This is a genomic window from Indioceanicola profundi (genome assembly GCF_003568845.1).
Taxonomy (GTDB): domain Bacteria; phylum Pseudomonadota; class Alphaproteobacteria; order Azospirillales; family Azospirillaceae; genus Indioceanicola; species Indioceanicola profundi.
Map to the genome: position 1 here is coordinate 2,164,785 of NZ_CP030126.1, position 25,397 is coordinate 2,190,181.

The window sequence follows — 25,397 nt, forward strand, 5'->3', positions numbered from 1 at the left end:
CCTCTCCCGCAGGGGGGCCAGGCTTCTGCCCGAACGGCATAGTGTCGTAAATCCGAGTTTCGAGCGTCGAAAGAACCGACCCGCACCCTAGCCGAACGCTAGGTATGGGCTGAACCCCAAGGCCGTGAGCCAAGCTCAGCCGATGCCACGCCGTTCCTGCACATCGCCATCGCGGCATTCCGCTATCGCATCCAGACGGCGCTGAACGATAACGGCACCCGGTATTAGCGTTACGGCCGCGGGCTGCCGCGCCCGCGCATTATTGCGCGGGCTTGGCGACGGCGGTCTTGGCCTTGCTACGCTCCTGCCAGCTTGCATGGGCCCAGGCGGGAAGGCCCAGGCTGGCGATGCCGGCCAGGGTGATCAGGGTCTTGGTGTCCTCGTCGAACGGGCCGGCATAGCCGTCCAGCGCCATCAGCGCATAAACCAGCACCAGATGGTAAGCATAGACCTGCAGCGAGTGCTGACCCAGGAAGACCAGCGGGCGAAGGCGGAACAGGCCGTTGAGGAACCGCCCGGCCACCTGGGCGGCCCGCACCGTGCTCTCCTGGCCCGACACGACCAGCCAGGTCACCAGCCAGGCCAGGGCGGTGAAGTTCACCAGGAACACGGCGCCGAATTCCGTCCGGTCGGAGAAGCGGCCAAAGCGTTCCGCAGGGGCGCCGCTGATCCAGCCATAGGTCAGGGCCAGCTTGTAGACCAGGAACACGCCCAACAGCGCCAGCGCCAGCTTGGCGAGGTCGGTGCGATGCGGGCCGAACCAGCGCTGCCAGTCCAACCGGCCCTGCACCTCGGCGGCGCCCAGCAGCATGCCGGTCACGAAGATGATCTGCCAGGCCAGCGGATTGAAATGGCCGCGCAGGGTGAAGCCGGGGAGGACCATGCGGACCAGATCCTCCATACCCTCCGTCAGCGGAAGATGCCAGCCGAGCTGAACCGCCAGCCAGAGCAGGGCGCTGCCCACCAACACTTCCTGGCCGCGCCCGGCGGCGATCAAGCGCAGCAGCAGCGGGGCGACCAGCAGGTAGACCATGTACTGGGGCAGGATGTCCATGTAGGCGGGCTGGTACAGCAGCATCAACGATGCCGCCGCATTGGCCGCCGGCTGCTCGAACAGCTCATGCATGAAGCGCCCCCAGATTTCCGGCGATCGGGGCAGGAGCACCGCCATGGTCAGGATCAGGAGCAGCAACCCGGCATGATACCAGTACAGCTCCCGCACACGGGCGGCCAGCTTGGCATCCATGTCGCCGATGCGACCCTTCTGCATCAGGCGCATATAGTAGAGGCCGATGATCGTGCCGGAAAGGAAGACGAACCCCTGCGCATCCTGCACAAAACCAAGCTCCGCATGGTTGGCCTTGGCGAGCAGCAGGCCGCCTGCAAAGGGCAGGTGGTTCAGCAGCATGAAGACCAGAAAATAACCACGAAAGCCATCAAGCAGTTCTAGCCTACGCATCTGGGTGCCACCTGTGCCGTTTCGAGTACGTGCCTGCTAACGCTTGAAATCAGGCAGACAGATGGCTGGAAAGTGTGGTAAATAGGAGATCGCTAACCTGATTTAGCTGCGCCGTGCCGATTCCTGGCCTTTTTGTCATCTGACAAATTTAGGACAGGTTGTGGCATAATTGTGCACTGGCCTTATGTAATCTTTTTCCCGGCGACTTTAGCGGGTGCGGATGTTATCCAGCGGAAGCAACCGGGAGAGCTGGATTCCATGCCGATCTGTCGCCATCCGCACCGCAGTCCGTTTGCACGTCCGTTTTCCAGTTCGGGGCTTCGGCTGGTCCTGGCGGCCCTCGCCGTGTCCGGAACTGTGGCGTTCGCCGGTTTGGCATCGGCTTGCACGGCGACTGCTCCACTCTCCATCCCGCCAAAGTTTCCGGCCGTGGCGACGGCCCTGGTCGATGACCGGGCACTGACCATCGTCGCCTTCGGTTCTTCCAGTACCGAAGGCATCGGAGCCAGCGGACCCGCAACAACCTATCCCGCCCGGCTGGAACAGGAATTGCTCCAGCGCCTTCCAGGCCATGAGGTGCGGGTAGTGAACAGCGGGATCGGCGGGGATACGGCGGCGCTGATGATGGCCCGGCTGGACCGGGACGTGCTTGCGCACAGGCCGGACCTGGTGGTCTGGCAATTGGGCACAAACGATGCCTTGCGCGGCGTGAAGCCGGAGGAGTTCCGGAAGCTGGCTCTTCAGGGCGTCGAGCAGATCCGAGGCATTGGGGCGGACATCCTGTTCATGGAACCGCAGCTGCTGTCCGGCCAGGGTCCGGAAAGCCTGTACAGCCGCTATATCGCGGAGGTGCGGGCATTGGGGGCGGAGTTGGGGATTCCAGTGCTGCTGCGCGCCAGCATCATGGCCGAGTGGGCCGAGCGCGGCGTGATTCCCGCCGGTCAGATGCTGAGCCACGACGGGCTGCACATGACCGATGCCAGCTATCGCTGCCTGGCCGAGGTGGTGGCGGATGCCATCGCGCCGGACGCTCCTCCGGCGTAAGCGCCAAGTCCCTGTTCAGATGCGGAACAGGGCGGAGATGCCGCCGAAGGCCACCAACAGGGTAGTCCCGATATAGAACCATTTGATTCCCCGATCCAGGCGCGCACGATCCAGCCGGTCCTTGCGCGCCTCCTCCGTTTCATCGTGCGATTGATCGGTCATGAGCACCAATCCCTTTGTCCCGGGTCGCAGATTCTTCAGTCGATCAGGGGCCGGGCCAATGGCATGCCTGGCCCGCATAATGAATGTCTCTCGTCCCCTTCCCCAATGTTCCTGCCGCTGTTCCAGTTCCAACAGGGAAATGCCGTACGCCGGTTAAAGGCAGCGGGAAGCGAAATGCCGCCGTACGCGCCACAGGGGTGAAGCTGATGGTGGATCGCCGAGGCGGAAATGCCTGATCTTGTTGAACATCCCTACGAGGCGGTTCCGGTCCCAAGACTGCCGGAAATTGCAGACGTCCGGGTCGTGCCTGTTCGCCTCGGGCGGAACATCGGGCAGGATGTCCTTCGCTCGCACAACGTGCGTGCGACTTGGGCCACCGACTCTCAGGTAAGCCTCAATCTGACATGAAGGGAATCAATGGCTGAGAAGGATCGTGGTGCCCAGGGACAGAATCGAACTGCCGACACGGGGATTTTCAATCCCCTGCTCTACCAACTGAGCTACCTGGGCACACCACGCTCGGACGATACGGACTGTATGAAATCGCCTCGTCTCCAGCCTCACCGGAAGCGTCGGCCGTGGCCGCGTCCCGTCGAGGACCCGCGATATAGACAATCTTCCGGGGCCTGTCCAGCGTCTGTTTAGCCCGGCGCGAATTTTTCCGGATCGGCCTCCTCCGCCTCGTCATCCTGCTCCACCGCCGGCACGCGGTAGACGCCGTTCAGCCAGCGGGCCAAGTCGACGTCGGCGCAGCGTTTGGAGCAGAAGGGCTTGGCTTCCGGTACCGGGGGCCGGCCGCAGACCGGGCAAGCAGCCGCCTTGCGGGATTTCGGGAATTCGATGGGATCGTTCGACATCTCGGAACGGGCGCTCGTATTTCGGGGCTTACAGAGTAGGAGCTTGCGGGGCCAGCAGGTCGGAGAGGGGCGGGCCGCGGCGCGACCGGGTCATCTCCACCAGCCCCAGTTTGGACATGCCATACACATGGGTGCCCGCGGGATCGTTGGAAACCGCATGGCTGAGCGCCAGGATCAACTGCTCCCGCTCATAGGCCTTGGCGAGATTGATGAAATCCACCACCACGATCCCGCCGATGTTGCGCAGGCGGAGCTGGCGGGCGATCTCCCGCACCGCTTCCAGATTGGTGGACAGCGGATTGCCGCGCTCCCCGCCGTTCACATCGATCACGGTCAGCGCCTCCGTCCGCTCGATCACGAGGGAGCCGCCATGGGAGAGAGGGGCGCGCCGGTCCAGCAGGGACTGGATCGCCCCCTCCACATCCCCCGTCTCGAACAAGGGCAGCTTGGCGATATGCAGGGTAATCCGGGCGGCCAGATCGGGTGCCCGCTCGGCGCACCAGCGCTTCAGGTCCAGCAGCGCTTCCGAGCCTTCCACCCGGATGGCGTCGAACCCCGCCCCGCCAAGTTCCACGCAGGCGCGCACCGGGGCCGCTGGCGGGACCAGCAGCTCCTGCGGAGCCTCCGCGCCGGCGAGAGCCGATTCGGCGGCCCTCCAATCGGCATAGAGCGCCTCCGCCTCCAGCGCCACGAGCCCGGGGTCGGCCTCCGCCGCATCGGCGCGCACGATCCAGCCGCCGCCGGGCGGCACGGCATCGCGCATGGCGGCAGCCAGTGCCGTACGCTGCGGCCCGGCGGCGAGGCGCTTTGAGAGATGCACCCCCTGCCCTTGCGGCAGATGCACCAGGAAGCGTCCCGGCAGCGAGATGTCCATGGTGAGGACGGCACCCTTGTCGCCATGGGCGTCCGCCTTGACCTGGACCACCACCTCCTGCCCGGTGCGCAGCATCTGGCCGATCCGCAGTTCCCGCCCCTTCTTCGGGGCCGGGCGCACATCGGCGGCGTTCAGCAGGGCCGGCAGCCGCTCGCCGATCTCCACGAACGCCGCCTCCAGCCCGGCCGCCAGCCGCACCACGCGCCCAAGCAGCACCGCGCCCATGCGGGCGGGCCGGTCGGTGCGGTCGATGTAGAGGTCGGTCAGCTCGCCGCCGGTCAGCACCGCCGCCCGCCGCAGCAGGCCCTTGCCGTCGACCAGCAGCTCCCGGTTCATGACGGTGCGCCGGCGTTGCGGAGCAGGGCCGCCAGCGGGTCGATGCCGGCGGCGCGCAGCAGCCCGCCGACCTCGTGCACCGGCAGGCCGACCACATTGGGGTGGGAGCCGATCAGCTCCCGCACGAAGAGTGCCGCCAAGCCCTGGATGCCGTAGCCGCCGGCCTTGCCGTTCCATTCGCCGCTGGCGAGATAGGCCTGGATCTCCTGCTCCGACAGGCGCTTGAAAACCACGGCCGTCTGGACGGTGCGGGTCCGTTCCCGCCCGTCCGGGCCGATGACGCAGACGCCGGTATGGACACGGTGGCGGCGGCCGGACAGCAGCTCCAGGCACATGCGGGCGGTGGCGGCATCCTCCGCCTTGGGCAGGATGCGGCGGCCGCAGGCCACCACCGTGTCGGCGGCCAGGATGACGGCGCCCGGATGGCGGGCGGCCACCACGGCCGCCTTCCCGCGCGCCAGCCGCAGGGCGTGGGGTGCCGGCAGCTCCCCCTTCCGCACCGATTCGTCGATGTCGGCGGGATCGACGACGTCGGGCTTCAGCCCGATCAGGGCAAGCAGGTCCCGACGCCGCGGGGACGAGGAGGCAAGCACCAGCTTCGGGCCGCCCGGCCCGGCTGCAACATCAGAAATCATCAGCCCTACGCTTACTTGAAGCGGAATATGATGCGTCCCTTGGTGAGGTCGTAGGGCGTCATCTCGACATTGACGCGGTCCCCTGCCAGCACCCGGATGCGGTTCTTGCGCATCTTACCACTGGTATGGGCCAGAACCTCATGGTCGTTATCGAGTTTCACACGGAACATCGCGTTGGGCAGCAGTTCGGCGACCGTGCCCGAAAACTCGATCAAATCCTCCTTCGCCATCTCTTTCTTATCGCCGCTGTGGATTTCGCAGCATTGGTGATTGAGAGGTTTTCGGTGGTCAAGACCTTTCCGCGTCCAAGTCCCCGGCCCTCTTCTCCTTCGCCTGGGCACGTCGCCGGAAGAGCACGCCTTGCGGGAAAAGCCTAGCGCGGAAGCTCCGCCCCGAACCGCTCCCCGATCCGGCGCAGCAGGGTGTCGCGCACCTGCCGGTAGGCATCCATCCGCACATCGCGGGAGCCCTCGACCACCGAGGGGTCGAAGGTGTGCCAGAACTCCACATCGCAGGCCATGGTGCGGGTCATCTCCACCGCCCGGTGCTGCGCCTCCGGCGAGAGGGAGATGACAAGGTCGAAGCTGGTGTCCTCCAGCATGTCGAAGGTCTTGCAGCGGTGCCGGCCGATATCAACCCCGATCTCGCTCATCACCGCCACGGCGAAGGGGTCCGGCTCCCCCTCCCGCACGCCGACGCTGTCGACATAGAGCTTCTGCCCCAGCAGATGCTTCAGCAGCCCCTCCGCCATGGGGGAGCGGATGGAATTGTGCGTGCAGGCGAAAAGTACGCTGGTGACGCTGGGCGGGTGGATATCGGCCATTCCCCGCCTCAGCCCCGGATATGCAGGACGCAGATCAGGGTGAACAGGCGGCGGGAGGTGTTGAGGTCCAGCTCGGCCTTTCCGGACAGCCGTTCCCGCAGCAGCTCCGACCCTTCGTTGTGGAGGCCGCGGCGGCCCATGTCGATGGCCTCGATCTGCGAGGGGGAGGCCGACTTGATGGCCTTGTAGTAACTGTCGCAGATCATGAAGTAATCGCGCACGATGGTGCGGAACGGCGAGAGAGGCAGGATGATGCGGGCCAGCTCCGAATCCTCCTCCGCCCGCACATCGAAGACCAGCCGGTTCTCCTCCACCGAGAGATAGAGCCGGTAGGGACCCGGCGTCGGCGGGTCCGTCAGGGCGAACCGGTTCTCCTCCATCAGGTCGAACAGGGCGACGGCCCGTTCATGCTCGACCTCGGGGGAACGGCGGACGACGTGCTTTTCCCTCAGCTCCACATGGGTGATGCGGTCCTTGGCGGCTGTCGTCACGGAAGCTCCCCCTGCGGATGGTCGGCCCTGCTATTCGGCTGCCCCGGCATCCAGGCGGATGGACACGGACAACGCATGGGCGTCCAACCCTTCCGCCCGCGCCAAGGATACGGCAGCAGGGCCGATCGCCGCCAGACTTGCCGCATCGCAGCCGACCAAAGTGGTACGCTTCATGAAATCCAGCACGTTCAGCCCGGAGGAGAAGCGGGCCGAACGGGCGGTGGGCAGCACATGGTTCGGCCCCGCCACATAGTCGCCGATGGCCTCCGGCGTGTGGCGGCCCAGGAAAATGGCGCCGGCATTGCGGATTTTCGCCGCCAGCGCGTCCGGATCGGCCACCGCCAGCTCCAGATGCTCCGGCGCTAGCCGGTCCACCAACGCCACCGATTCGGACAGGTCGCGCACCAGGATCACCGCCCCGTGGTCGCGCCAGCTCGGCCCCGCGATGTCGGTGCGCGGCAGCCTGGCGAGCTGGATTTCCACCGCCTGCTCGACCCGGGCCGCGAAGCCCTCGTCATCGGTGATCAGGATGGATTGGGCGCTGGCGTCATGCTCCGCTTGCGACAGCAGGTCGGCGGCGATCCAGGCCGGATCGTTCTGCCCGTCGGCCACCACCAGGATCTCCGAGGGACCGGCGATCATGTCGATGCCGACGGTACCGAAGACCTGGCGCTTGGCATTGGCCACATAGGCATTGCCGGGGCCGACGATCTTGTCCACCGGGGCGATGGAGTCCGTGCCGTAGGCCAGCGCCGCCACGGCCTGCGCGCCGCCGATGCGGTAGATCTCCTCCACCCCCGCGATCCGGGCGGCAGCGAGGACCAGCGGGTTCAGCTTGCCGTCCGGCGTCGGCACCACCATGGCGATGCGCGGCACGCCCGCCACCTTGGCCGGGATGGCGTTCATCAGGACGGAGCTGGGATAGGCCGCCGTGCCGCCGGGCACATAGATGCCGGCCGCCTGCACCGCGGTCCAGCGCGCGCCCAGGCGTACGCCGGCGGCATCGGTGTAGCTGGTGGCATCGGGGAGCTGGCGCGCATGGAAGTCGCGGATGCGGTCGGCCGCGAGATTCAGTGCTTCCATCGTCTCCGCCGAGCAGGCGGCGATGGCGGCATCCACCTCGGCCGCCGTGATGCGCAGGTTGGCGGCCGTCAGCTCCACCCGGTCCCAGCGCCTTGTATACTCGATCACTGCGCCATCGCCGCGGGCACGCACATCGGCCAGAACCGCGGACACGGCGGCGGTCACATCCTCCGCCGTTTCCCGCTTGGCATCCAGCAAGGCGCGGAAACCGGTTTCGAAGTCGGGGCTGCGGGTGGAAAGCTTAAGCGGCATTGGTGGCATCCCGGAAGCGGTCGACCCAGTTCTGGATTTCCGGATGGCGGGTCTTGAGGGCGGCGCGGTTGACGATCAGCCGGCTGGTGATGTCGGCGATATGCTCGATCTCGACCAGCCCGTTGGCCTTCAGCGTGGCGCCGGAGGAGACGAGGTCGACGATGCGCTGGCTGAGCCCCAGGGAGGGGGCCAGCTCCATGGCGCCGTTCAGCTTGATGCATTCCGCCTGAACGCCGCGGGCGGCGAAGTGGCGCTTCGTGATCTCTGGATATTTCGTCGCCACGCGCACATGGGACCAGCGGGACGGATCGTCCTTCGCCACCATCTCCACCGGCTCCGCCACGGCGATGCGGCAGCGGCCGATGCCGAGGTCCAGCGGGGCGTAGATTTCCGGATAGTCGAATTCCATCAGCACATCGTTGCCGCAGACGCCGAGTTGCGCCGCCCCGAAGGCGACGAAGGTGGCCACGTCGAAGCTGCGCACCCGGATGATCTGCACGAAGGGCAGGTTGGTGCCGAAGCTGAGGGCCCGGGACTTCGGATCGTCGAAGGCCGGTTCCGGCTCGATCCCGACGCGATGGAGCAGCGGCCGGACCTCATCCAGGATGCGGCCCTTCGGCAGGGCCAGGACGAGAGGATCGTTGGCGGGCGGCGGCAGCGTCACGGGACAGGGCTCCGGCAGCAGGCGAAAAACCCATTAATTGGCACGGGATGCCCGGTGCGTCCACCCGCTGGCGCGGAAAGGCTGGGGTGCGTGAGGGATGGCGGGCGCAGCCGGCGTGGCGCCACGCCCATTCACCCTTCGACAAGCTCAGGGTGAGGCTATGCTTGAAGTCCTGTCCAATATTCCTGATCCATCAATGAGGGCCGACTGGAGCTTTAACCCTCACCCTGAGCCTGTCGAAGGGCGAGGGTTAAGGCGGGACGCCTTCTCCGTCACCATGGGCGAAGACCAGGGGATCAAGTTTCCCGGTTTCCGCCACGCCGCTTCACCCTAGCCGCCTTCGGCGTCTGCCTGCGGCAACGACAAGCTCAGGGTTGAGGAGGGGTGGCTCCCACCTTCCCTACTCCGCCGCGTCCACGCCCTCATGGCAGGGGCGGAGTTCCGTGGGCCAGGGTTCGCCCACATCCTCCAGCCGGCAATCAAGCGAGCCGACCGTGAGGCGGATGCTGGCGCCGCCGGCGAAATACAGCAGCACCGCATTCTCCGCCGCCTCGACCGCCAGCAGGTTCAGCATCTGCGCACGGTCCTTCAGGTCCAGCCCGCGGACGGAGACCCGGTCCACCCGGTCGAAGCGCACCGCGCAGTTGGTGCGCTCATAGGGCAGGTCCACGTCGGGGGTGGGGCCGTCCGCTTCGGCCCGCTTCCCTTCCCATTTGAAGCGGTTGGCGATCATGACGAAACTGCGCTCCCCGGCCAGCCAAGCCAGATCGCAGATGGGAATGATGCTGTCCTGCAGCATGGCGGAGACGACCTTCAGGTCCTCCGCATCGCGCGCACGCAGCTTGAGACCGCCCGACATGCCGATATGCCCCTGTTGTCCGGAAAGAACCCCGAGGGCTGATACTTAGGAAGTCTCCCGCAGACGTTCCATATCCGCGCCGCAGGCGGACAGCTTCTGCTCGATCCGTTCATAGCCGCGGTCGAGGTGGTAGATGCGGTTGACCACCGTTTCCCCTTCCGCGGCCAACCCGGCCAGGACAAGGGAGACGGAGGCGCGGAGGTCGGTCGCCATCACGGGAGCCCCGGTCAGCTTCGGCACGCCGCGCACCAGGGCGGAGGAGCCGTGGACGGTGATGTTCGCCCCCATGCGCATCAACTCCGGCACATGCATGAAGCGATTCTCGAAGATCGTCTCCGTGATCATGGAAGCACCCTGGGCCACGCACATCAGGCTCATCATCTGGGCCTGGAGGTCGGTGGGGAAGCCGGGGAACGGCTCCGTCATCACATCCACCCCGTGCAGCGCGCCATTGGCCCTGCGGACGCGGAAACCCTGCTCCGTCTCCTGGAACACCACTTCCGCCGGGACCAGCGCCGTGGCCACGGCCCGGATATGATCCAGCTTGCCGCCCAGCAAATGCAGGTCGCCGCCGGTGATGGCGGCCGCCATGGCATAGGTGCCGGCCTCGATCCGGTCGCCCACGACCTCATGGGTGGCGGCATGCAGCCGGTCCACGCCGGTGATGCGGATACGGTCGGTGCCCGCCCCCTCGATCACGGCACCCATCGCGATGAGGCACTTGGCGAGATCGCCGATTTCCGGCTCCCGCGCGGCATTGACAAGCGTGGTCTGGCCCTTCGCCAGGCAGGCGGCCATCATCAGGTTCTCGGTCGCTCCGACGGAGACCTGCGGGAACACGAACTCCGCCCCGGTCAGCCCGCCGGCCGGGGCCTTGGCCAGGACATAGCCGCCCTCGATCTCGATCTGGGCGCCCATGGCCTGCAGGCCCTTGATGTGCAGGTCGACCGGGCGCGGGCCGATGGCGCAGCCGCCGGGCAGGCTGACCTTGGCCTGGCCGAAGCGGGCCACCAGCGGGCCGAGCACCAGAACGCTGGCGCGCATCTTGCGCACCAGATCGTAGGGCGCCTCCAGGCTGGTGATGCTGCCGGCATTCAGCTCGATGGTGCGGCCCTGGCTGCCCGCTCCCTCATCCCCGTTCAGGCGGATGTCCACCCCGTGCTGCGCCAGCAGGTTCGCCATGGTGGAGATGTCGGCGAGATGCGGCAGGTTGGTCAGCGTCAGCGTCTCGTCCGACAGCAGGCAGGCGGCCAGCAGCGGCAGCGCCGCGTTCTTGGCGCCGCTGATCTGGATATCACCGATGAGCGGACGGCCGCCGCGGATACGAAGCTTGTCCATGGGGAGGGTTTTCTTCTGGCAGGAGGGACCGGCAGGGTCGCGACGGATTTTGGCCCCGTTATGGTCAACAAGCGGTTACCGCGTGGCGGATCGCATAGGATTTCCGGGCGTTCAGAGCCGCGGCAGGGTCACGCCGCGCTGCTTCATGTACTTGCCCGCCCGGTCGGCATAGCTGACGTCGCACACCGGGTCGCCCTTCAGGAACAGGAACTGGCACAGCCCCTCATTCGCATAGACCTTGGCCGGCAGCGGGGTGGTGTTGGAGATTTCCAAGGTGACATGCCCCTCCCACTCCGGTTCCAGCGGCGTCACATTCACGATCAGGCCGCAGCGGGCATAGGTGGATTTGCCAAGGCAGATCACCAGCACGTCGCGCGGCACGCGGAAATATTCCACCGTCCGGGCCAGGGCGAAGCTGTTGGGCGGGATGATGCAGACGTCGGTGTTGCGGTCGACGAAGCTGGTGGCGTCGAACTGCTTGGGATCGACCACGGCGTTGTCGACATTGGTGAAGATCTTGAACTCCGGCGCGACGCGGGCGTCGTAGCCGTAGGAGGACAGGCCGTAGCTGATCACCCCTTCCCGCTTCTGCGCCTCCACGAAGGGCTCGATCATGCCCTTGGTCTGGGCCATCTCGCGGATCCAGCTATCGGGCATGATCGCCATGGGTCGGGTCCTTTTGGATGAAATCGTGAGGAAGAGCAGAGATGGGTTCTAGCCCGCCCGCGTGATGCGCTCAAGATGCGTGGCAGCCGTGCGGGCATGGCGCGCGCCGCTCACTCCTCCCCCTCCTCCCGCGCGCGTCCCTGCTCCTTGCGCTTGCGCAGGTTCTCGCGCAGGGCCTGTGCCAGACGTTCCTTGCGCTCGTCCTTCTTGGCCGGGGGGGATTTGGCGGACGTCTTGCCGCTCGGATCGGTCGCCATGGATGATGGTATCGAATGTGGTGGATGGGGCTGGGCCGGATTCACCGTCCTTTCCGGCCCCTCCGTCAAGCCTTCACAAAATCCGTCATCGCCGTGAAGGTTAATGCTTGCATCCCCATCCAGGCTGTGGCACATAGCGCGCCACTTCGGGACGGCGCTCCGGCGCTTACCACCGGATCAGATGCTGCGGTAGCTCAGTGGTAGAGCACTCCCTTGGTAAGGGAGAGGTCGAGAGTTCAATCCTCTCTCGCAGCACCATCCGGACCCGACCGAAAAACGGCCGCCTGGGACTGCCCGGCGGCCGTTTTCGTTTGCCACTCAGATGCCGTGATCGGCGACCATCAGGATCTGGTCCCGCAGGCCGGTGTCGTACAGGCTGCCCTCGCGGGTCAGGATGAAGCCGATGGGATACTGGCTGCGGATCAGGCCCTTGCGCTCCAGCGCCACCCAGGGGGACGGGTTGCGCAGGCCGGTGGCGTCCTGGCTGGCGACAATCCAGGGGCCGAGATGGAAATGGCTGCCGTGCGACCAGGGCAGTTCCATCACCGCGATCTCCCCATCGCCGATCGGCTGCCCCACCCCCTCGAGCTCCGACAGGGCCTGGAAGATGGTCAGGGTCTTGAGCTGAAGGGCGTTGAGGTTCAGCGGGTTCTTGCGGGCGCTCATCACTTTTCCTGGATCGGTTGCATGCAGGCCGGGGGCCTGCGGCGGGGCTGTCCGCGGTTTCTGCGCATGGCGGCCCGGCCCGTCAAGCGGAATGCCCCGGGACCCACTTGCGCCGGCCGACGGGACAGGCATGTTAGGGCGCTGTCCTTCCCTGCCCCGCAAACGGATGTTCCGCCATGGCGTTCCGTGAATCCCGTGCTTCCGGCCGCCCGGCCATCGCCCTCCTGCTCCTGGCCCTGCTGATGCCGGGCCTGCCGCCCTCCCCGGCGCTGGCCGACATGGCGGCAGGCAGGGAGGCGTTCCGGGCCGGCGACCTGCCCGCCGCCTACCGCCATTTCCTGGAGGAGGCGGAGGCCGGGCGGGTCGAGGCGCAGTTCCTGGTGGGGCAGATGCTGGCCAACGGCCAGGGGATGGACCGCGACATCCCCAACGCGCTGGACTGGCTGGAGCAGGCGGCAGCCGGCGGCCATACGAGCGCGCAGATGATGGCCGGCACCATCTATGCCTTCGGGGACGGCGTCCCTGCCGATTACGAGCGCGCTCTGCTTCTTCTCACCCCCGCGGCCGAGGCCGGGGACTCGCTGGCCCAGAACAATCTGGCGGTTCTGACCTTCTACGGGCTCGGCACCCCGGCCGATCCGGTCCAGGCCCTGGCCTGGGCGATCCGGGCGGAACGGAAGGGGCTGATCCAGGCCATCAACTTCCGGCAGGAAATCGAGAAAAGCGTTTCTCCCGACCAGAAGCGGGCGGCCATGGAACTGGCATCCAAGCCGCTGGCGGGCAGCAACGCCGCGCCAGCCGCCACAACGGCAGCCACCAGCACTGAGACGCCCGCACCCGCCCCATCCGCCGGGGCTCCGGCCGTTCCCGCGGAAGCGCGGGTCCCCTCCTCCGTCCAGGCGGAAGCGCTGGAGCCGATGCCGGCAACTCCGGAGCCGGAGCCCGAGCCGGCTCCTCCCCCGGTCCAGTCGGCGGCGGAGGAACCCGCGGCACCGGCGACACCCCGGCCGGAGCCGCCGCCCGGCCCTGCGGTACAGAGCGGGGATGGCGCATGGTCTGTGCAGGTCGCCGCATTGCCGACCGCGGAGGAAGCCAAGCGCCAATGGGCCGCCATCTCCCGCCGCCAGTCCGCGCTTCTGGACGGGCAGCCGATGGAAACGGTCACGGCGGAGCTGGGCGAGCGCGGCACGTTCCACCGCATCCTGGTCGGGCGCTTCGCCGGTTCCGGGGCGGCGCAGGAATTCTGCAACCGGTTGAAGGAAGCAGGGCAGGACTGCCTGATCCGCAAGCGGTAAACCGGGCGCCGGCCTTGCCCGCCGCCGCCGCCCCGCTTACGTGACAAGTCCTGGCCCCGCGACCCGGAGCATCAGCCTTGGCCGAAACGACCACCCCGATCACCCTGCCCGCCGCCCCGCCCCCCGATCTGCCGGAGGGTGTTCGCGTCGCCGCCCTGCCCGGCACCGGCGTGCTGCGGGTTGCGGGTGAGGACCGGATCGCCTTCCTTCAAGGGCTGGTCAGCAACGACGTGTCCGCCGTGGCGGAGGATCGGGCGGTCTGGTCCGCCTTTCTGACGCCGCAGGGCAAGTATCTGCACGACTTCTTCATTGCCGCGCAGGCCGATGCCCTGCTGATCCTGTGCGAGGCGGAGCGGCGGGGGGATCTTTTCCGACGTCTGCGCATGTACAGGCTGCGCAGCAAGGTGGAACTGGCCGATGTGACGGAGCAGTACGGCGCAGCACTCGCCTTCGGCACCGGGGCCGCAGCGGCTTTCGGTCTGCCGGCGGCCCCGGGCGCAGCTGCCGCCGCCGCGGATGGCATCGCCTTCGTCGATCCCCGGCGGGCGGAGCTGGGCGTGCGGATCGTTCTGCCGCGCGGTTCCATGACCGGCCTGCTGGATGCGTATTCCGATGGCTCGCTGGCGGAGTGGGACCGCATCCGCCTTGCCCTGGGCGTGCCGGACGGCAGCCGCGATCTGGTGCCGGAGAAGTCGATCCTGCTGGAAAGCGGGTTCGATGAGCTGCAAGGCGTGTCCTGGACCAAGGGCTGCTACATGGGGCAGGAGCTAACTGCTCGTACCAAATACCGCGGGCTGGTGAAAAAGCGGCTGATGCCCGTTCTCATCGAAGGCCCCCTGCCCCCGCCGGGCACGCAGATCCTGGCCGATGGCAAGGATGCAGGCGAGATGCGCAGCGGCATTGAGGGGCTGGGGCTCGCCCTCGTCCGGCTCGATGCCGCAGCCGGGTCGCACCCGCTGGAAGCCGCCGGAACCCGATTGCAGCCTCTGAAGCCCGCCTGGGCAGGGTTCTGAGCCACAGGCTCCGTGACAAGCGTGTAGATACCTCGTTCGGGCGCACCAAATGGGTGAAGCCCGCCCCCACCTTTGATAGGCTGCGCTGTCCGGGACGGCCCCGGCGGTGGATGGGGGAGAAGCGGTATGGTCGGGGGCAAGGCATCGCCGCTCGCGTCTTTGCGTGGTCAGGGCACGGCGATCACCGTGACGGCATTGCTTCTGGGCGGCTCCCTGCTGGGGGGATCGGCGTTCCATCTGCTCAGCTCCGGATCGGCCCGGCCCGGCATCGCCGGCAGTCCAGCCGAGGTGATGGCGAAGGCCGTGGCGCTGGATGAGGTGCATGCCAGCCTGGGCCATGGCGGGCTGTTGCAGAACCTGTCCCTCTATGCCGAGACCTCGGCCGCGACGGCGCGGGAGGCCATGACCGCCGACCTGGACGCCGCGGCCAAGTCCCTGGACGGCTACAAGCGGCAGCCGCTGTCCCAGACCGAGGCGGCCCTGGCCCGCGATCTGGACCGCATGCTGGACACCTACCGCCGCATCCTGGCGGAGCGGATGGACCCCGGCCTTCTGGCCGGTCCCGCGGGACTGACCCTGCTCGCCCAGCATGCGGCCCTCACCGACCGCATCACCCGGCTGAACCATGAACAGGCCCTTGCCGGGCAGGATAATCTCGCCCGCGCGGCCGAACGTGGCCTCTGGCTCAGCCTTGCGGCGGCGCTGTCGCTGGCGGCCGGGCTGGGCGCCATGCTGTGGCTGCTACGGGTACAAATTCTTTCGCCGATGCGCAGCCTGTCCGCCAGCGTCGCCGACGCCGCCAGGGCCGACTGGCGGACGCCGGTATATGGCGTCGGGCGGCAGGACGAGCTGGGTGAACTGGCCCGCATCGTGGATGAGTTCCGCGCCCAGGCCGCCGCCATCCCCGACATATCCCTGGCCGGCGAGGAGGGCCGTCTCCGCTTCCGCTTCGAAGGCAAACAGGCCGACCTGTTCTCCGCCCTGACCGCCCGCCTGCAGGAAGCGGGAGACGCGCTTACCCAGCGGGGAACGGAGCTGGCCGGCATGACGGCGGCGGTGCGCCGCGACCTGACCGGCACCGTGGCCGAGGTGAAGGACCTCTGCGCCGAAACCGTCCGGGCGAGCGGCGAGAGCAATGCCAGGATCGTGAAGTCCAGCGACCTGCTGGCCCATGCCGCAGCCCAGGTCCAGGCCTTCGACGCACGCGGCAGGAGCGGCGGGCTGGATGGGCTGGTCGCCACCCTCACCTCCCACACGCAGGAGGTGGCGGAGCTGCTCGCCGATGCGGGCCATCGGATTTCTCACACGCTCCGCGCCATCTCCGGGACCGAGGGGGAGATGCGGGAGGCCACCAGCACCGCCCGCGATGCGGCCAAGGGGCTGGCGGACGCCATGGCCGACACGCAGGAGCGGCTGTTCGGCGCGGTCAAGCTGCTGAAATCCTCCGGCGACCTGCTATCCACCACGGCCAGCGATGCCGGCGAGCGGCTGGCCCGCGTCGCCGACTCCGTCGATGCCGGGGAGAAGGCGCTGGTCGCCGCCCTGGGGCAGGCCACCACCACCCTGGACGAGGTGACCCGCGCCGCCTCCGACCGGCTGGAGGATGCGGCCGCCCACATGTCCCGCTCCGCCGACCTTCTGGAAAACCAGGCCATCGGCGTCGGCGGGCAGCTTCACGGCGCGTTGGACGAGCTGCGCGAGGCCGGCGGGCTGCTGCGCCAGACGACGGAAACCCAGACGAACCGGCTGGACCCGCTGGCCGGCCAGTTGGAGCGGCTGGAATCCGGCCTGTCCACCATCGTCGCCGATGTGGGGCTGCGCGCGGGCGAGATCGGCCGCACGCTGGAGGATTTCCAGCTTCTGGGCGCATCCTTCCAGGCGGAGCTGGACCGGCTGCGCATCGAGCCGGAAACCCGCGCCGCGGCGGAAAGCATGCTGATGCGCATGACCGAGACCGCGGACCTGCTGTCAAACCAGGTGGAGATCGTCGAGGATTCGGCGAAGCGCCTGGCGCAGAGCCTGGCGGGCGGGGTGGACGAGGCCACGGCCAGCCTGCGCGACGCCACCCGCGAGCTGCATGCGGAGAGCCGTTCCCTGGCCGCAGACGCGGCGACCGCCACCGCCGCCCTGACACGCGCCGCCGCCCGGCAGGACGAAATGCTGGAGACCATGGCCGGGCATGCCTCCCTCGCCTCCGACCTGCGGGCCGGGCTTGAGCAGGCCGGCGATTTGAGCGGGGCGCTGGGCGCCGCCACCGACGCGGTCCAGGCCCTGGCCAGCACGGCCGATCATTCCGGCCGCGAGGAGCTGGCGGAAATGGCGGCCCTGATCCGCGGCCTGCAGGAGCGGGTGGACGGGCTGGACCGGCTGGCGGATGGGCTGACCGCGGCGGCGGAGACCGTGCGGGCGCTGATGGAGGCGCATGATCTGGAGCGGGCCGGCGACACGCAGGAGCATCAGGCCTTGATCGCCCTGGCCGCCGACCTCAAGGACCGGCTGGCCAACGTCGGCCGGCTCGAGGCGGAGCTGACCGAGGCGACCAGGGCGGTGCGCGGGCTGGGCGAGCGCGAGACGGAATCCCATCAGGCCCTGTCCGGCCTGACCCGCGCCCTGGATAGCCGCCTCGCCGGGATCGACGGGTTGTCGGGCCAGCTCACGCTTGCCATCAATGCGCTGATGGCGGCGGCGGACCGGAACAACGCCAACACGGCCGCTTCGGCAAATGCCAGCAAGGAGCTGGGCCTGAAGCTCGCCCAGGTGGCAGAGCAGCTCCGCGCGACGGCAACAGGTCTGGCGGCCGGCTAAGTCGCCGTGCAGAGCTCCGGCAGCTCGTCGATGTCACGATGATGTCCCGTCCGACGGCGGGACAAATTGCGGGTCCTTCTGTTCTTGGTTCCGAACATGCGGCGATTGCTGCATGCCTTGAGCCACCAAGAGGAACAGCACGATGCGCAAGAACCTGATTGCTGCCGTGTCTTCCATCGGCCTGCTGGTGACCGGCGCTGCCTATGCCCAGGAGGCCTCCCCCACCGCGCCGCCCGCCGCCGGGCAGAGCGAGCCGGCGATCACCCAGCCGGGCATGACCGAGCCGAGCGCCACGCAGGATATGGCTGGCACCGCATCGGTCGATGCCACCTCGGCCGATAACCTGCTGGGTCGTACTGTCGTCGGCTCCGATGGTGAGGAGCTGGGCGAGGTTGAAGATGTGATCCTGAACGCCAGCACGGGCGATGTGGAGCAGCTGGTGATTTCCAGCGGCGGCATACTCGGCATCGGCGGGAAGAGCATCGCCGTGGACTTCGCCGACGCCACTTTCGATCAGGAGCAGGAGCAGGTGCGCCTGTCGAACCTGACCTCCGCCCAGGTCGAGGAGATGCCTGACTTCGAGTATCAGGACAGCACCGTTTCCCTGGGCCGCGGCAATGCCGACTCGGTCGGCGGCACGCAGACCGAGCCCATGGAGGCCGCTCCGGCGGAGAAGCCGGAACAGGGTCAGTAAAGCGTTCTACTCTCTCTCTGAAGCCTGAAGAACTTGCCTCCGGACCATACGGTCCGGGGGCTTTTCTTTTGGGCTTTGCGCAGTCCCACGGCCGGTGGTCCGTCCGTGGGATTTCAGACGCTCAGCACCGCCAGGGGGCGGCCCGGCTTACGCCTCGCTGGCCGCCTGCTCGCCCAGGATGGCGGCCTGGGCGGCGGCCAGCCGGGCGATCGGCACGCGGTAGGGGGAGCAGGAGACGTAGTCCAGCCCCACCTTCTCACAGAAGTAGATGGAGGACGGGTCGCCGCCATGCTCGCCGCAGATGCCGAGCTTGATGTCGGCGCGGGTCTTGCGCCCACGCTCCGCGGCGATGCTGACCAGTTCGCCCACACCCTCGGTGTCCAGGGTCACGAACGGGTCGTGCTCCAGGATGCCGGCCCGCTGATAGTCGGGCAGGAAGGCGCCGGCATCGTCGCGGCTGATGCCGAAGGTGGTCTGGGTCAGGTCGTTGGTGCCGAAGCTGAAGAACTGCGCCGTTTCCGCGATCTTGGCGGCCTGGAGGGCGGCGCGCGGCAGCTCGATCATGGTGCCGACCAGATAGTCGATCTTGCGGCCGGAAGACTGCATCACCTCGGCCCCGACGCGGTCGATCACGGCCTTGAGGATGTCCAGCTCCTTCTTGGTGCCGACCAGCGGGATCATGATCTCGGGGATCACGGTCTCGCCCGTCTCCTTGAAGACCTCCACCGCCGCCTCGAAGATGGAGCGGGCCTGCATCTCGTAGATCTCCGGATAGGAGATGCCGAGGCGGCAGCCGCGGTGGCCGAGCATGGGGTTCGCCTCATGCAACTGCACCGCCCGGTGCTGCACCTTGGCGAGGTCGGTGCCGGCGCCCTCCGCCACTTCCCGCATCTCCTCCTCGCTGTTGGGCAGGAACTCGTGCAGCGGCGGGTCCAGAAGGCGGATGGTGACCGGCAGGCCCTTCATGATCTTGAACAGCTCGACAAAGTCGTTCCGCTGCATCGGCGCGATCTTCGCCAGGGCGGCGCGGCGGCCGCCCTCGCTGTCGGCCAGGATCATCTCCCGCACGGCGACAATGCGCTCGGCGTCGAAGAACATGTGCTCGGTGCGGCAGAGGCCGATGCCCTCCGCCCCGAACTTGCGGGCGGTGCGGCTGTCCAGCGGCGTTTCCGCATTGGTGCGCACCTTCATGCGACGGTAGGTGTCGGCCCAGCCCATCAGGGTGGCGAAGTCGCCGGTCAGCTCCGGCTGGATCGTCGGCACCTCGCCCAGCATCACCTCGCCGGTGGAGCCGTCGATGGTGACCGTGTCGCCGACCCGGATCTGCACGTCGCGCACGGACATGACGCCGGTCTTGTAGTCGATGCGCAGCTCACCCGCACCGGCGACGCAGGCGCGGCCCATGCCGCGGGCCACCACGGCCGCGTGGCTGGTCATGCCGCCGCGGGTGGTCAGGATGCCGCGGGCGGCATGCATGCCGTGGATGTCCTCCGGCGAGGTCTCGATGCGGCAGAGGATCACCGCCTCGCCCAGCTCCGACAGGCGCTCGGCCTCGTCGGCGGAGAAGACCACCTTGCCGCTGGCGGCACCCGGGCTGGCCGGCAGGCCCTTGGCGATGATCTGCTTGCGGGCCTTGGGGTCGAGCGTGGGGTGCAGGAGCTGGTCGAGCGACTTCGGCTCCACCCGCAGCACGCCGGTCTTCTGGTCGATCAGCCCTTCCTGCGCCATGTCCACGGCGATCTTCAGCGCGGCGGCGGCAGTGCGCTTGCCGGTGCGCGTCTGCAGCATGTAGAGCTTGCCCTGCTGCACCGTGAACTCGATGTCCTGCATGTCGCGGTAGTGCGTCTCCAGCCGCTCGCGCACGGCGGCGAGCTGCTGGTACACCTCCGGCATGCTCTCCTCCATGGCCGGGAGGGTGGAGCCGTTCTCCTCCTTGCCGGCGATGGTCAGGTGCTGCGGCGTGCGGATGCCGGCCACCACGTCCTCGCCCTGGGCGTTGATGAGGTACTCGCCATAGAAGCGGTTCTCACCCGTGGACGGGTTGCGGGTGAAGGCGACGCCGGTGGCGCAGTCGTCGCCCATGTTGCCGAACACCATGGCCTGGACGTTCACGGCGGTGCCCCAGGCGGCCGGGATGTCGTGCAGGCGGCGGTAGGTGATGGCGCGCTGGTTCATCCAGGAGCCGAACACGGCGCCGATGGCGCCCCAGAGCTGCTCCGCCGGCTCCTGCGGGAAGGGCTTGCCCAGCTCCTTCTCCACCACCTCCTTGTAGCCGGTGATGACGACCTGCCAGTCGGCGGCTTTCAGCTCGGTATCCAGGTCGAAGCCGCGGTCGCGCTTCACCTGCTCCAGCACCTCTTCGAAATGGTGGTGGTCGACGCCCAGCACGACGTTGCCGAACATCTGGATGAAGCGGCGGTAGCTGTCATAGGCGAAGCGCGGGTCGCCGGAACGCCGGGCGAGCCCCTGCACGGTGACGTCGTTCAGGCCCAGATTCAGGACGGTGTCCATCATGCCCGGCATGGAGGCGCGGGCGCCGGAGCGGACGGAGACCAGCAGCGGGTTCTCCGGGTCGCCGAAGCGCATGCCGACGATCCGCTCGATCGTCTCCAGCGCCTCGCGCACCTGCCCGTCCAGCTCGCCCGGATAGGACTTCCCATTGTCATAGAAGTAGGTGCAGACCTCGGTCGTGATCGTGAAACCCGGAGGCACGGGCAGGCCGAGATTGCTCATCTCCGCCAGATTGGCGCCCTTGCCGCCCAACAGGTTCTTCATGTCGGCCCGGCCTTCGGCCTTGCCCTCACCGAAGCTGTAGACCCACTTGTTCATGATTTCCGGTCCCGTCTTGTGGTGGGTGCGAATGTTGCTTGGCGCCCGCACCTGACGCCAGCGGTGAAACACGAAAAAGGGGCATCCGGCCCCTGAATTGTTGTCGCAGGGAGCGTAACGCGAAACGCCGCGATCCGGCCCCTGCTCAAACGGCGTGTGAACGAATGAAACGCAATGCAACACTTTCCGGGATGCGCTGCACATAATGGTGCGCTGATATGCCCGGCTCCCCGGTCCCGGTGTTTGCCGGGATGGCGGAGAGGAGCAGCGGAAAGTGAGCCCTCTCCCCTGCGGGGAGAGGATGGGGAGAGGGGGTCTTGCCGCCTTCCCGGACACCCCCGCGAAGAACCGCCTCCTCTCCCGCTTGGCATCCGCCTCGCCGCCCTCTCCCCGCTGGGGCGAGGGCTTGGCACCGCGCAAGGTGGCGGAGCGGCGGCCGCCCCGGTAGTGGAAGTAGCGCCACAGGCGGCTGGCGCCGTAACTCCGCTACATCCCCGCCCGGCCCCCCGCCGCATCTCCGCGGCCGGGGCTGGGCGGAACGGGGTCATGGATCAGCCTTCGATCCGGGAGAAGTCGGCGACGCTGTTCAGCGTGTCGCGGATGGTGGAGAGCAGGCGCAGACGATTGGCGCGCAGATCGGCATCATCCACATTCACCGTGACCTTGTCGAAGAAGGCATCCACCGGTGCGCGAAGGCCGGACAGCAGCCGCATGGCCCCGGTGAAATCCTCCGCCGCCAGCAGCGGCTCCAACTCCGCCGCGGCGTCGTTCAGCGCCCCGAACAGCGCCTGCTCCTCCGGCTGGCCCTGGGCCAGCAGCATCGGGTCGGCCTTCTGCTGCCCATAGCTCCGGCCGTCCTTCTTCTCCTCGATGCGCAGGATGTTGGCGGCGCGGCGATAGGCCACCAGCAGGTTCGCCCCATCCTCCGACGTCACGAACCCGGCCAGCGCCTCCACCCGCTTCAGCAGCAGCACGAGATCGTCCTGACCGCCCAACGCGAATACCGCATCGATGAGGTCATGGCGGACGCCCTGCTCCTTCAGCGCGACCTTAAGACGGTCGGCGAAGAAGTCCTGAAGATCCCTAGACACTTCAGGAATAATTTCGCTCTCCAGAACAGCTTCACCTGTTCTCGGGCCGCGTTCTTCTCGGTGTTTCGCATGGTAAGCGAAATGAAGATGGTAGGAAGGCGTCTCTTGCGCATCCAGCGCGCGCAACGCAGCAGCGAATGCCTTGCCCAACTTCACCCGCAGCCCATTCTCCACCACCAGCCGGATCACGCCCAGCGCGGCACGACGCAACGCGAACGGGTCGCGTGAACCCGTAGGCTTCTCGTCGATGCCGAAGAAGCCGACCAGCGTGTCGATCTTCTCCGCCACCGCCACGCAGATGGCGACGGGGTCGGTGGGAACGCGGTCGCTCGGCCCCTGGGGCTTGTAGTGGTCGGCGATGGCGTCGGCCACCTCGGCCGGCAGGCCCTGCGCCTTGGCGATGTAGCCGCCGAGGATGCCCTGCACCTCCGGGAACTCGCCCACCACGCCGGTGACGAGGTCGGATTTGCAGAGACGGGCGGCGGTGCGGACCTTGTCCACCGTGGCCGCGTCGAGGTTCAGCGCGCCGGCGATCTCCGCCGCCAGCCTCTCGATCCGATCCACGCGCTCCAGCACCGTGCCCAGCTTGTCGTGGAACTTGATGTCGGCCAGCTTGGCGCGCTGGTCCTCCAGCGGCGTCGCGCGGTCCAGGTCCCAGAAGAACTTGGCGTCGGAGAGGCGGGCGCGCAGCACGCGCTCATTCCCCGCCACCACCGCCTTGCCGCCGTCCACCGTGGGTCGGTTGGCGATGACGATGAAGCGCGGCGCAAGCGCGCCCTTCTTCGTTTCGAGGGCGAAATAACGCTGGTGGGTACGCATGGAGGTGGTCAGCACCTCGGCCGGCACGTCCATGAACCGGTCGTCGATGCGGCCGACATAGGCGACCGGCCATTCCACCAGCCCTGCCACCTCGTCCAGCAGGCCGGGATCGGACTTCAGCACCAGCCCCTCGCCCGCCGCCAGCCGCTCCGCCGCCTCCAGGATCAGGCGCTTGCGCTCCTCCCGGTCCAGCACGACGTTGGCGGCGAACAGCTTGGCCTTGTAGTCGTCGAAGCCGGCGACCTGGACGGCATCGGGGGCCAGGAAGCGGTGGCCGCGGGTGGTGTCGCCATAGGCGATGGCGGTGCGCGTCGGCTCCCCCGCCAGGCAGACATTGCCGTCGGACTGTTCGGGCGCCGGCTCCTGCACGCCCAGCGTCAGGCTGCCGGGCACCACCTGCCCGTCGAACAGGGCCAGGATGCCGTGCAGCGGGCGCACCCAGTTCAGACTGTTCGCACCCCAGCGCATGGATTTCGGCCAGGGCAGCTCCCGCATCGCAGAGTCGATCAGGGCGGGAAGGACGGTGATCGTCTCCTGCCCCTTCTTCTCGATCACGGCGAAATAGAACTCGCCCTTGCCGGTGTCGCGCACCTCCGCCTGCCCGATGTCGGTCAGGCCGGCGCCGCGCAGGAAGCCCTGGAGCGCCTGTTCGGGCGAGCCGACGCGGGGCCCCTTCTTCTCCTCCCGCACATCCGCCTGCCGGGTGGGCAGGCCGCGCACGACGAGGGCGAGGCGGCGCGGAGTGCTGTGCGCCTCCGCCCCCTCGAAGACCAGACCGGCGGCGGCGAGCTTGTCGGTGACCAGCTTGCGGAAATCCTCCGCCGCACGCGCCTGCATGCGGGCCGGGATCTCTTCCATGAAGAGTTCGATCAGAAGTTCGGCCATGGTCAGGCGGCCCCCACCGGCCGGTAGATTTCTTTGCGGTACCTGTCGGCCAGCCATACGTCGCAGCAGGCCTTGGCCAGTTCGCGGACGCGCAGGATATAGCTCTGCCGCTCCACCACGGAGATCACGCCGCGGGCGTCCAGCAGGTTGAAGCGGTGGCTGGCCTTGATGCACTGATCATAGGCCGGCAGGGCGAGCCCCGCCGCCAGCAGCGCCTTGCACTCCTTCTCCGCATCCTGGAAGTGGCGGAACAGCATGTCGGTGTCGGCATGCTCGAAGTTGTGGGCGCTGAATTCCTGTTCGGCGCGGTGGAACACCTCGCCATAGGTGACGCCGCGGCCGTTGTAATCCAGGTCGTAGACGTTCTCGACGCCCTGGATATACATGGCCAGCCGCTCCAGCCCGTAGGTCAGCTCGGCCGCCACGGGATTGCACTCGATGCCGCCGACCTGCTGGAAATAGGTGAACTGCGTCACCTCCATCCCGTCGCACCAGACCTCCCAGCCCAGGCCCCAGGCGCCCAGGGTCGGGCTTTCCCAGTCATCCTCGACGAAGCGGATGTCGTGCAGGGCGGGATCAATGCCCAGCGCCACCAGCGACTTCAGGTACAGTTCCTGGATGTCCGCCGGCGATGGCTTCATGATCACCTGGAACTGATAATAATGCTGAAGCCGGTTCGGGTTCTCGCCATAGCGGCCATCCTTGGGACGGCGCGAGGGCTGGACATAGGCGGCGTTCCAGGCGTCCGGACCCAACGCCCGCAGGGTGGTCGCCGGGTGGAACGTACCCGCGCCCACCTCCATGTCGTAGGGCTGCAGGATGGTGCAGCCCTGTTCGGACCAGAATTGCTGGAGGGTGAGGATCACACCCTGAAAGCTGAGGGGCTTCCTGCCCGTGTCGCCGGCCGCCATTTGCGCTGGAACTTCGTGGTTTTATTGCGGTGCGGCACCTTAAAGGCCGGCCCTTGGGGAATCAAGGCGCGGTATGGGGGCCCCTGGTCTCAGGTGGGTAGCGCCGTGCGCTTGGCGACGGTGCGCAGGGTGAAGCTGGAGCGGACGCGGGCGACGCCGGGCAGCCGGGTCAGCACCTGTGTGTGCAGCCGTTCGTAATCCGCCCCGTCGGCCACCACGACGCGCAGCAGATAGTCAGCGTCGCCGGCCATCAGATAGCAGTCCATCACCTCCGGGCATTCCCGCACCTTGGCCTCGAACAGGGCGAGGTCCTGCTCCTGCTGGCGGTCCAGGGTGATGGAGACGAAGACTGAGGTGCCGAGGCCCATGGCGCAGGGATTCAGCAGGGCCACATAGCCCTCCACCACCCCCTCATCCTCCAGCCGTTTCAGCCGCCGATGGCAGGCGGAGGCGGACAGGCCTACCCGCTCCGCAAGGTCGGCCACGCTGACCCGCCCATCCGCCTGGATCGCCAGCAGAATCCTACGATCCACGGCGTCGAAGTCCATCGCCCGCATTTTCCGCCGCCGATCCTGATTTCCACGCACGA

General features: G+C 67.7%; 24 protein-coding genes and 2 tRNA genes. 6 read left to right on the forward strand and 20 right to left on the reverse strand.

Annotated elements, in window-relative coordinates; genetic code table 11:
• Nucleotides 1-259: 259 nt before the first annotated feature.
• Nucleotides 260-1,459 (reverse strand): OpgC family protein, encoded by a 1,200-nt coding sequence (locus DOL89_RS10360; protein ID WP_119679081.1) that lies wholly within the window; start codon nucleotides 1,457-1,459, stop codon nucleotides 260-262.
• A gap of 429 nt (nucleotides 1,460-1,888) precedes the next feature.
• Here DOL89_RS10360 and DOL89_RS10365 point away from each other — a divergent pair, with 429 nt between their 5' ends.
• Nucleotides 1,889-2,503, forward strand: coding sequence for an SGNH/GDSL hydrolase family protein (locus tag DOL89_RS10365; protein WP_162937441.1), 615 nt, complete (start codon nucleotides 1,889-1,891; stop codon nucleotides 2,501-2,503).
• Nucleotides 2,504-2,518: 15 nt separating this feature from the next.
• On the opposite strand, the gene DOL89_RS24860 is transcribed toward DOL89_RS10365, so the two are convergent.
• The 14 genes from DOL89_RS24860 to DOL89_RS24865 all read right to left on the reverse strand — a co-directional run bounded on the left by DOL89_RS24860 (nucleotide 2,519) and on the right by DOL89_RS24865 (nucleotide 11,800).
• On the reverse strand, nucleotides 2,519-2,665 hold the full coding sequence (locus tag DOL89_RS24860; protein ID WP_162937442.1) for a hypothetical protein: 147 nt from the start codon (nucleotides 2,663-2,665) through the stop codon (nucleotides 2,519-2,521).
• Between the two features lie 434 nt (nucleotides 2,666-3,099).
• Nucleotides 3,100-3,175, reverse strand: a tRNA-Phe gene (locus tag DOL89_RS10370).
• Nucleotides 3,176-3,306: 131 nt separating this feature from the next.
• Nucleotides 3,307-3,522, reverse strand: a complete 216-nt coding sequence (locus DOL89_RS10375; RefSeq protein WP_119679083.1) for a DNA gyrase inhibitor YacG — start codon at nucleotides 3,520-3,522, stop codon at nucleotides 3,307-3,309.
• A 28-nt stretch (nucleotides 3,523-3,550) separates the two neighbouring features.
• Nucleotides 3,551-4,732, reverse strand: a complete 1,182-nt coding sequence (locus DOL89_RS10380; protein ID WP_119679084.1) for a ribonuclease E/G — start codon at nucleotides 4,730-4,732, stop codon at nucleotides 3,551-3,553.
• A complete protein-coding gene (locus DOL89_RS10385) occupies nucleotides 4,729-5,367 on the reverse strand; it encodes a Maf family protein (RefSeq protein ID WP_119679085.1) in 639 nt (212 codons plus the stop codon). The genes DOL89_RS10380 and DOL89_RS10385 overlap by 4 nt, the downstream gene beginning before the upstream one ends.
• 11 nt (nucleotides 5,368-5,378) lie before the next feature.
• Nucleotides 5,379-5,597 carry a translation initiation factor IF-1 gene (gene infA / locus DOL89_RS10390; protein WP_119679086.1) on the reverse strand — a complete coding sequence of 73 codons (219 nt, stop codon included), beginning with the start codon at nucleotides 5,595-5,597 and terminating at the stop codon, nucleotides 5,379-5,381.
• A gap of 143 nt (nucleotides 5,598-5,740) precedes the next feature.
• On the reverse strand, nucleotides 5,741-6,190 hold the full coding sequence (locus DOL89_RS10395) for an arsenate reductase ArsC (RefSeq protein ID WP_119679087.1): 450 nt from the start codon (nucleotides 6,188-6,190) through the stop codon (nucleotides 5,741-5,743).
• Nucleotides 6,191-6,198: 8 nt separating this feature from the next.
• Nucleotides 6,199-6,681, reverse strand: a complete 483-nt coding sequence (locus DOL89_RS10400; protein ID WP_119679088.1) for a UPF0262 family protein — start codon at nucleotides 6,679-6,681, stop codon at nucleotides 6,199-6,201.
• Between the two features lie 30 nt (nucleotides 6,682-6,711).
• Complete coding sequence (gene hisD, locus DOL89_RS10405) at nucleotides 6,712-8,016, reverse strand: histidinol dehydrogenase (RefSeq protein ID WP_119679089.1); 1,305 nt, start codon at nucleotides 8,014-8,016, stop codon at nucleotides 6,712-6,714.
• A complete protein-coding gene (hisG, locus tag DOL89_RS10410; RefSeq protein ID WP_119680363.1) occupies nucleotides 8,006-8,674 on the reverse strand; it encodes an ATP phosphoribosyltransferase in 669 nt (222 codons plus the stop codon). Before hisG ends, hisD begins: the two co-directional genes overlap by 11 nt.
• Nucleotides 8,675-9,080: 406 nt before the next feature.
• Nucleotides 9,081-9,539: a DUF2948 family protein gene (locus DOL89_RS10415; RefSeq protein ID WP_119679090.1), complete on the reverse strand. Its 459-nt coding sequence runs from the start codon at nucleotides 9,537-9,539 to the stop codon at nucleotides 9,081-9,083.
• Nucleotides 9,540-9,584: 45 nt separating this feature from the next.
• Nucleotides 9,585-10,877, reverse strand: coding sequence for a UDP-N-acetylglucosamine 1-carboxyvinyltransferase (gene murA / locus DOL89_RS10420; protein WP_119679091.1), 1,293 nt, complete (start codon nucleotides 10,875-10,877; stop codon nucleotides 9,585-9,587).
• 111 nt (nucleotides 10,878-10,988) lie between these two features.
• Nucleotides 10,989-11,543 carry a dCTP deaminase gene (dcd, locus tag DOL89_RS10425; RefSeq protein WP_119679092.1) on the reverse strand — a complete coding sequence of 185 codons (555 nt, stop codon included), beginning with the start codon at nucleotides 11,541-11,543 and terminating at the stop codon, nucleotides 10,989-10,991.
• A gap of 110 nt (nucleotides 11,544-11,653) precedes the next feature.
• Nucleotides 11,654-11,800: a hypothetical protein gene (locus DOL89_RS24865; protein ID WP_162937443.1), complete on the reverse strand. Its 147-nt coding sequence runs from the start codon at nucleotides 11,798-11,800 to the stop codon at nucleotides 11,654-11,656.
• 183 nt (nucleotides 11,801-11,983) lie between these two features.
• Between DOL89_RS24865 and DOL89_RS10430 the strand changes: the two genes are divergently transcribed.
• A tRNA-Thr gene (locus DOL89_RS10430) sits at nucleotides 11,984-12,058 on the forward strand.
• 60 nt (nucleotides 12,059-12,118) lie between these two features.
• On the opposite strand, the gene DOL89_RS10435 is transcribed toward DOL89_RS10430, so the two are convergent.
• Nucleotides 12,119-12,466: a hypothetical protein gene (locus DOL89_RS10435; RefSeq protein WP_119679093.1), complete on the reverse strand. Its 348-nt coding sequence runs from the start codon at nucleotides 12,464-12,466 to the stop codon at nucleotides 12,119-12,121.
• Between the two features lie 176 nt (nucleotides 12,467-12,642).
• On the opposite strand from DOL89_RS10435, the gene DOL89_RS10440 reads away from it, so the two are divergent.
• The 4 genes from DOL89_RS10440 to DOL89_RS10455 all read left to right on the forward strand — a co-directional run bounded on the left by DOL89_RS10440 (nucleotide 12,643) and on the right by DOL89_RS10455 (nucleotide 18,273).
• On the forward strand, nucleotides 12,643-13,761 hold the full coding sequence (locus tag DOL89_RS10440) for an SPOR domain-containing protein (RefSeq protein ID WP_119679094.1): 1,119 nt from the start codon (nucleotides 12,643-12,645) through the stop codon (nucleotides 13,759-13,761).
• Nucleotides 13,762-13,838: 77 nt separating this feature from the next.
• Nucleotides 13,839-14,774 carry a CAF17-like 4Fe-4S cluster assembly/insertion protein YgfZ gene (gene ygfZ / locus DOL89_RS10445; protein WP_225889759.1) on the forward strand — a complete coding sequence of 312 codons (936 nt, stop codon included), beginning with the start codon at nucleotides 13,839-13,841 and terminating at the stop codon, nucleotides 14,772-14,774.
• Between the two features lie 126 nt (nucleotides 14,775-14,900).
• Nucleotides 14,901-17,579 carry a hypothetical protein gene (locus tag DOL89_RS10450; RefSeq protein WP_119679095.1) on the forward strand — a complete coding sequence of 893 codons (2,679 nt, stop codon included), beginning with the start codon at nucleotides 14,901-14,903 and terminating at the stop codon, nucleotides 17,577-17,579.
• 142 nt (nucleotides 17,580-17,721) lie between these two features.
• Nucleotides 17,722-18,273 carry a PRC-barrel domain-containing protein gene (locus tag DOL89_RS10455; protein WP_119679096.1) on the forward strand — a complete coding sequence of 184 codons (552 nt, stop codon included), beginning with the start codon at nucleotides 17,722-17,724 and terminating at the stop codon, nucleotides 18,271-18,273.
• Between the two features lie 147 nt (nucleotides 18,274-18,420).
• Here DOL89_RS10455 and ppdK read toward each other — a convergent pair whose 3' ends face one another.
• From ppdK to DOL89_RS10475, 4 genes are all read right to left on the reverse strand, one after another.
• Entirely contained in the window at nucleotides 18,421-21,102 is a 2,682-nt protein-coding gene (gene ppdK, locus DOL89_RS10460) for a pyruvate, phosphate dikinase (RefSeq protein ID WP_119679097.1), read from the reverse strand.
• 551 nt (nucleotides 21,103-21,653) lie between these two features.
• Complete coding sequence (gene glyS, locus DOL89_RS10465; protein ID WP_119679098.1) at nucleotides 21,654-23,897, reverse strand: glycine--tRNA ligase subunit beta; 2,244 nt, start codon at nucleotides 23,895-23,897, stop codon at nucleotides 21,654-21,656.
• Nucleotides 23,898-23,899: 2 nt separating this feature from the next.
• Nucleotides 23,900-24,808: a glycine--tRNA ligase subunit alpha gene (locus DOL89_RS10470; RefSeq protein WP_119679099.1), complete on the reverse strand. Its 909-nt coding sequence runs from the start codon at nucleotides 24,806-24,808 to the stop codon at nucleotides 23,900-23,902.
• Nucleotides 24,809-24,897: 89 nt separating this feature from the next.
• Nucleotides 24,898-25,356 carry an Lrp/AsnC family transcriptional regulator gene (locus DOL89_RS10475; protein WP_162937444.1) on the reverse strand — a complete coding sequence of 153 codons (459 nt, stop codon included), beginning with the start codon at nucleotides 25,354-25,356 and terminating at the stop codon, nucleotides 24,898-24,900.
• Nucleotides 25,357-25,397 lie beyond the last annotated feature (41 nt).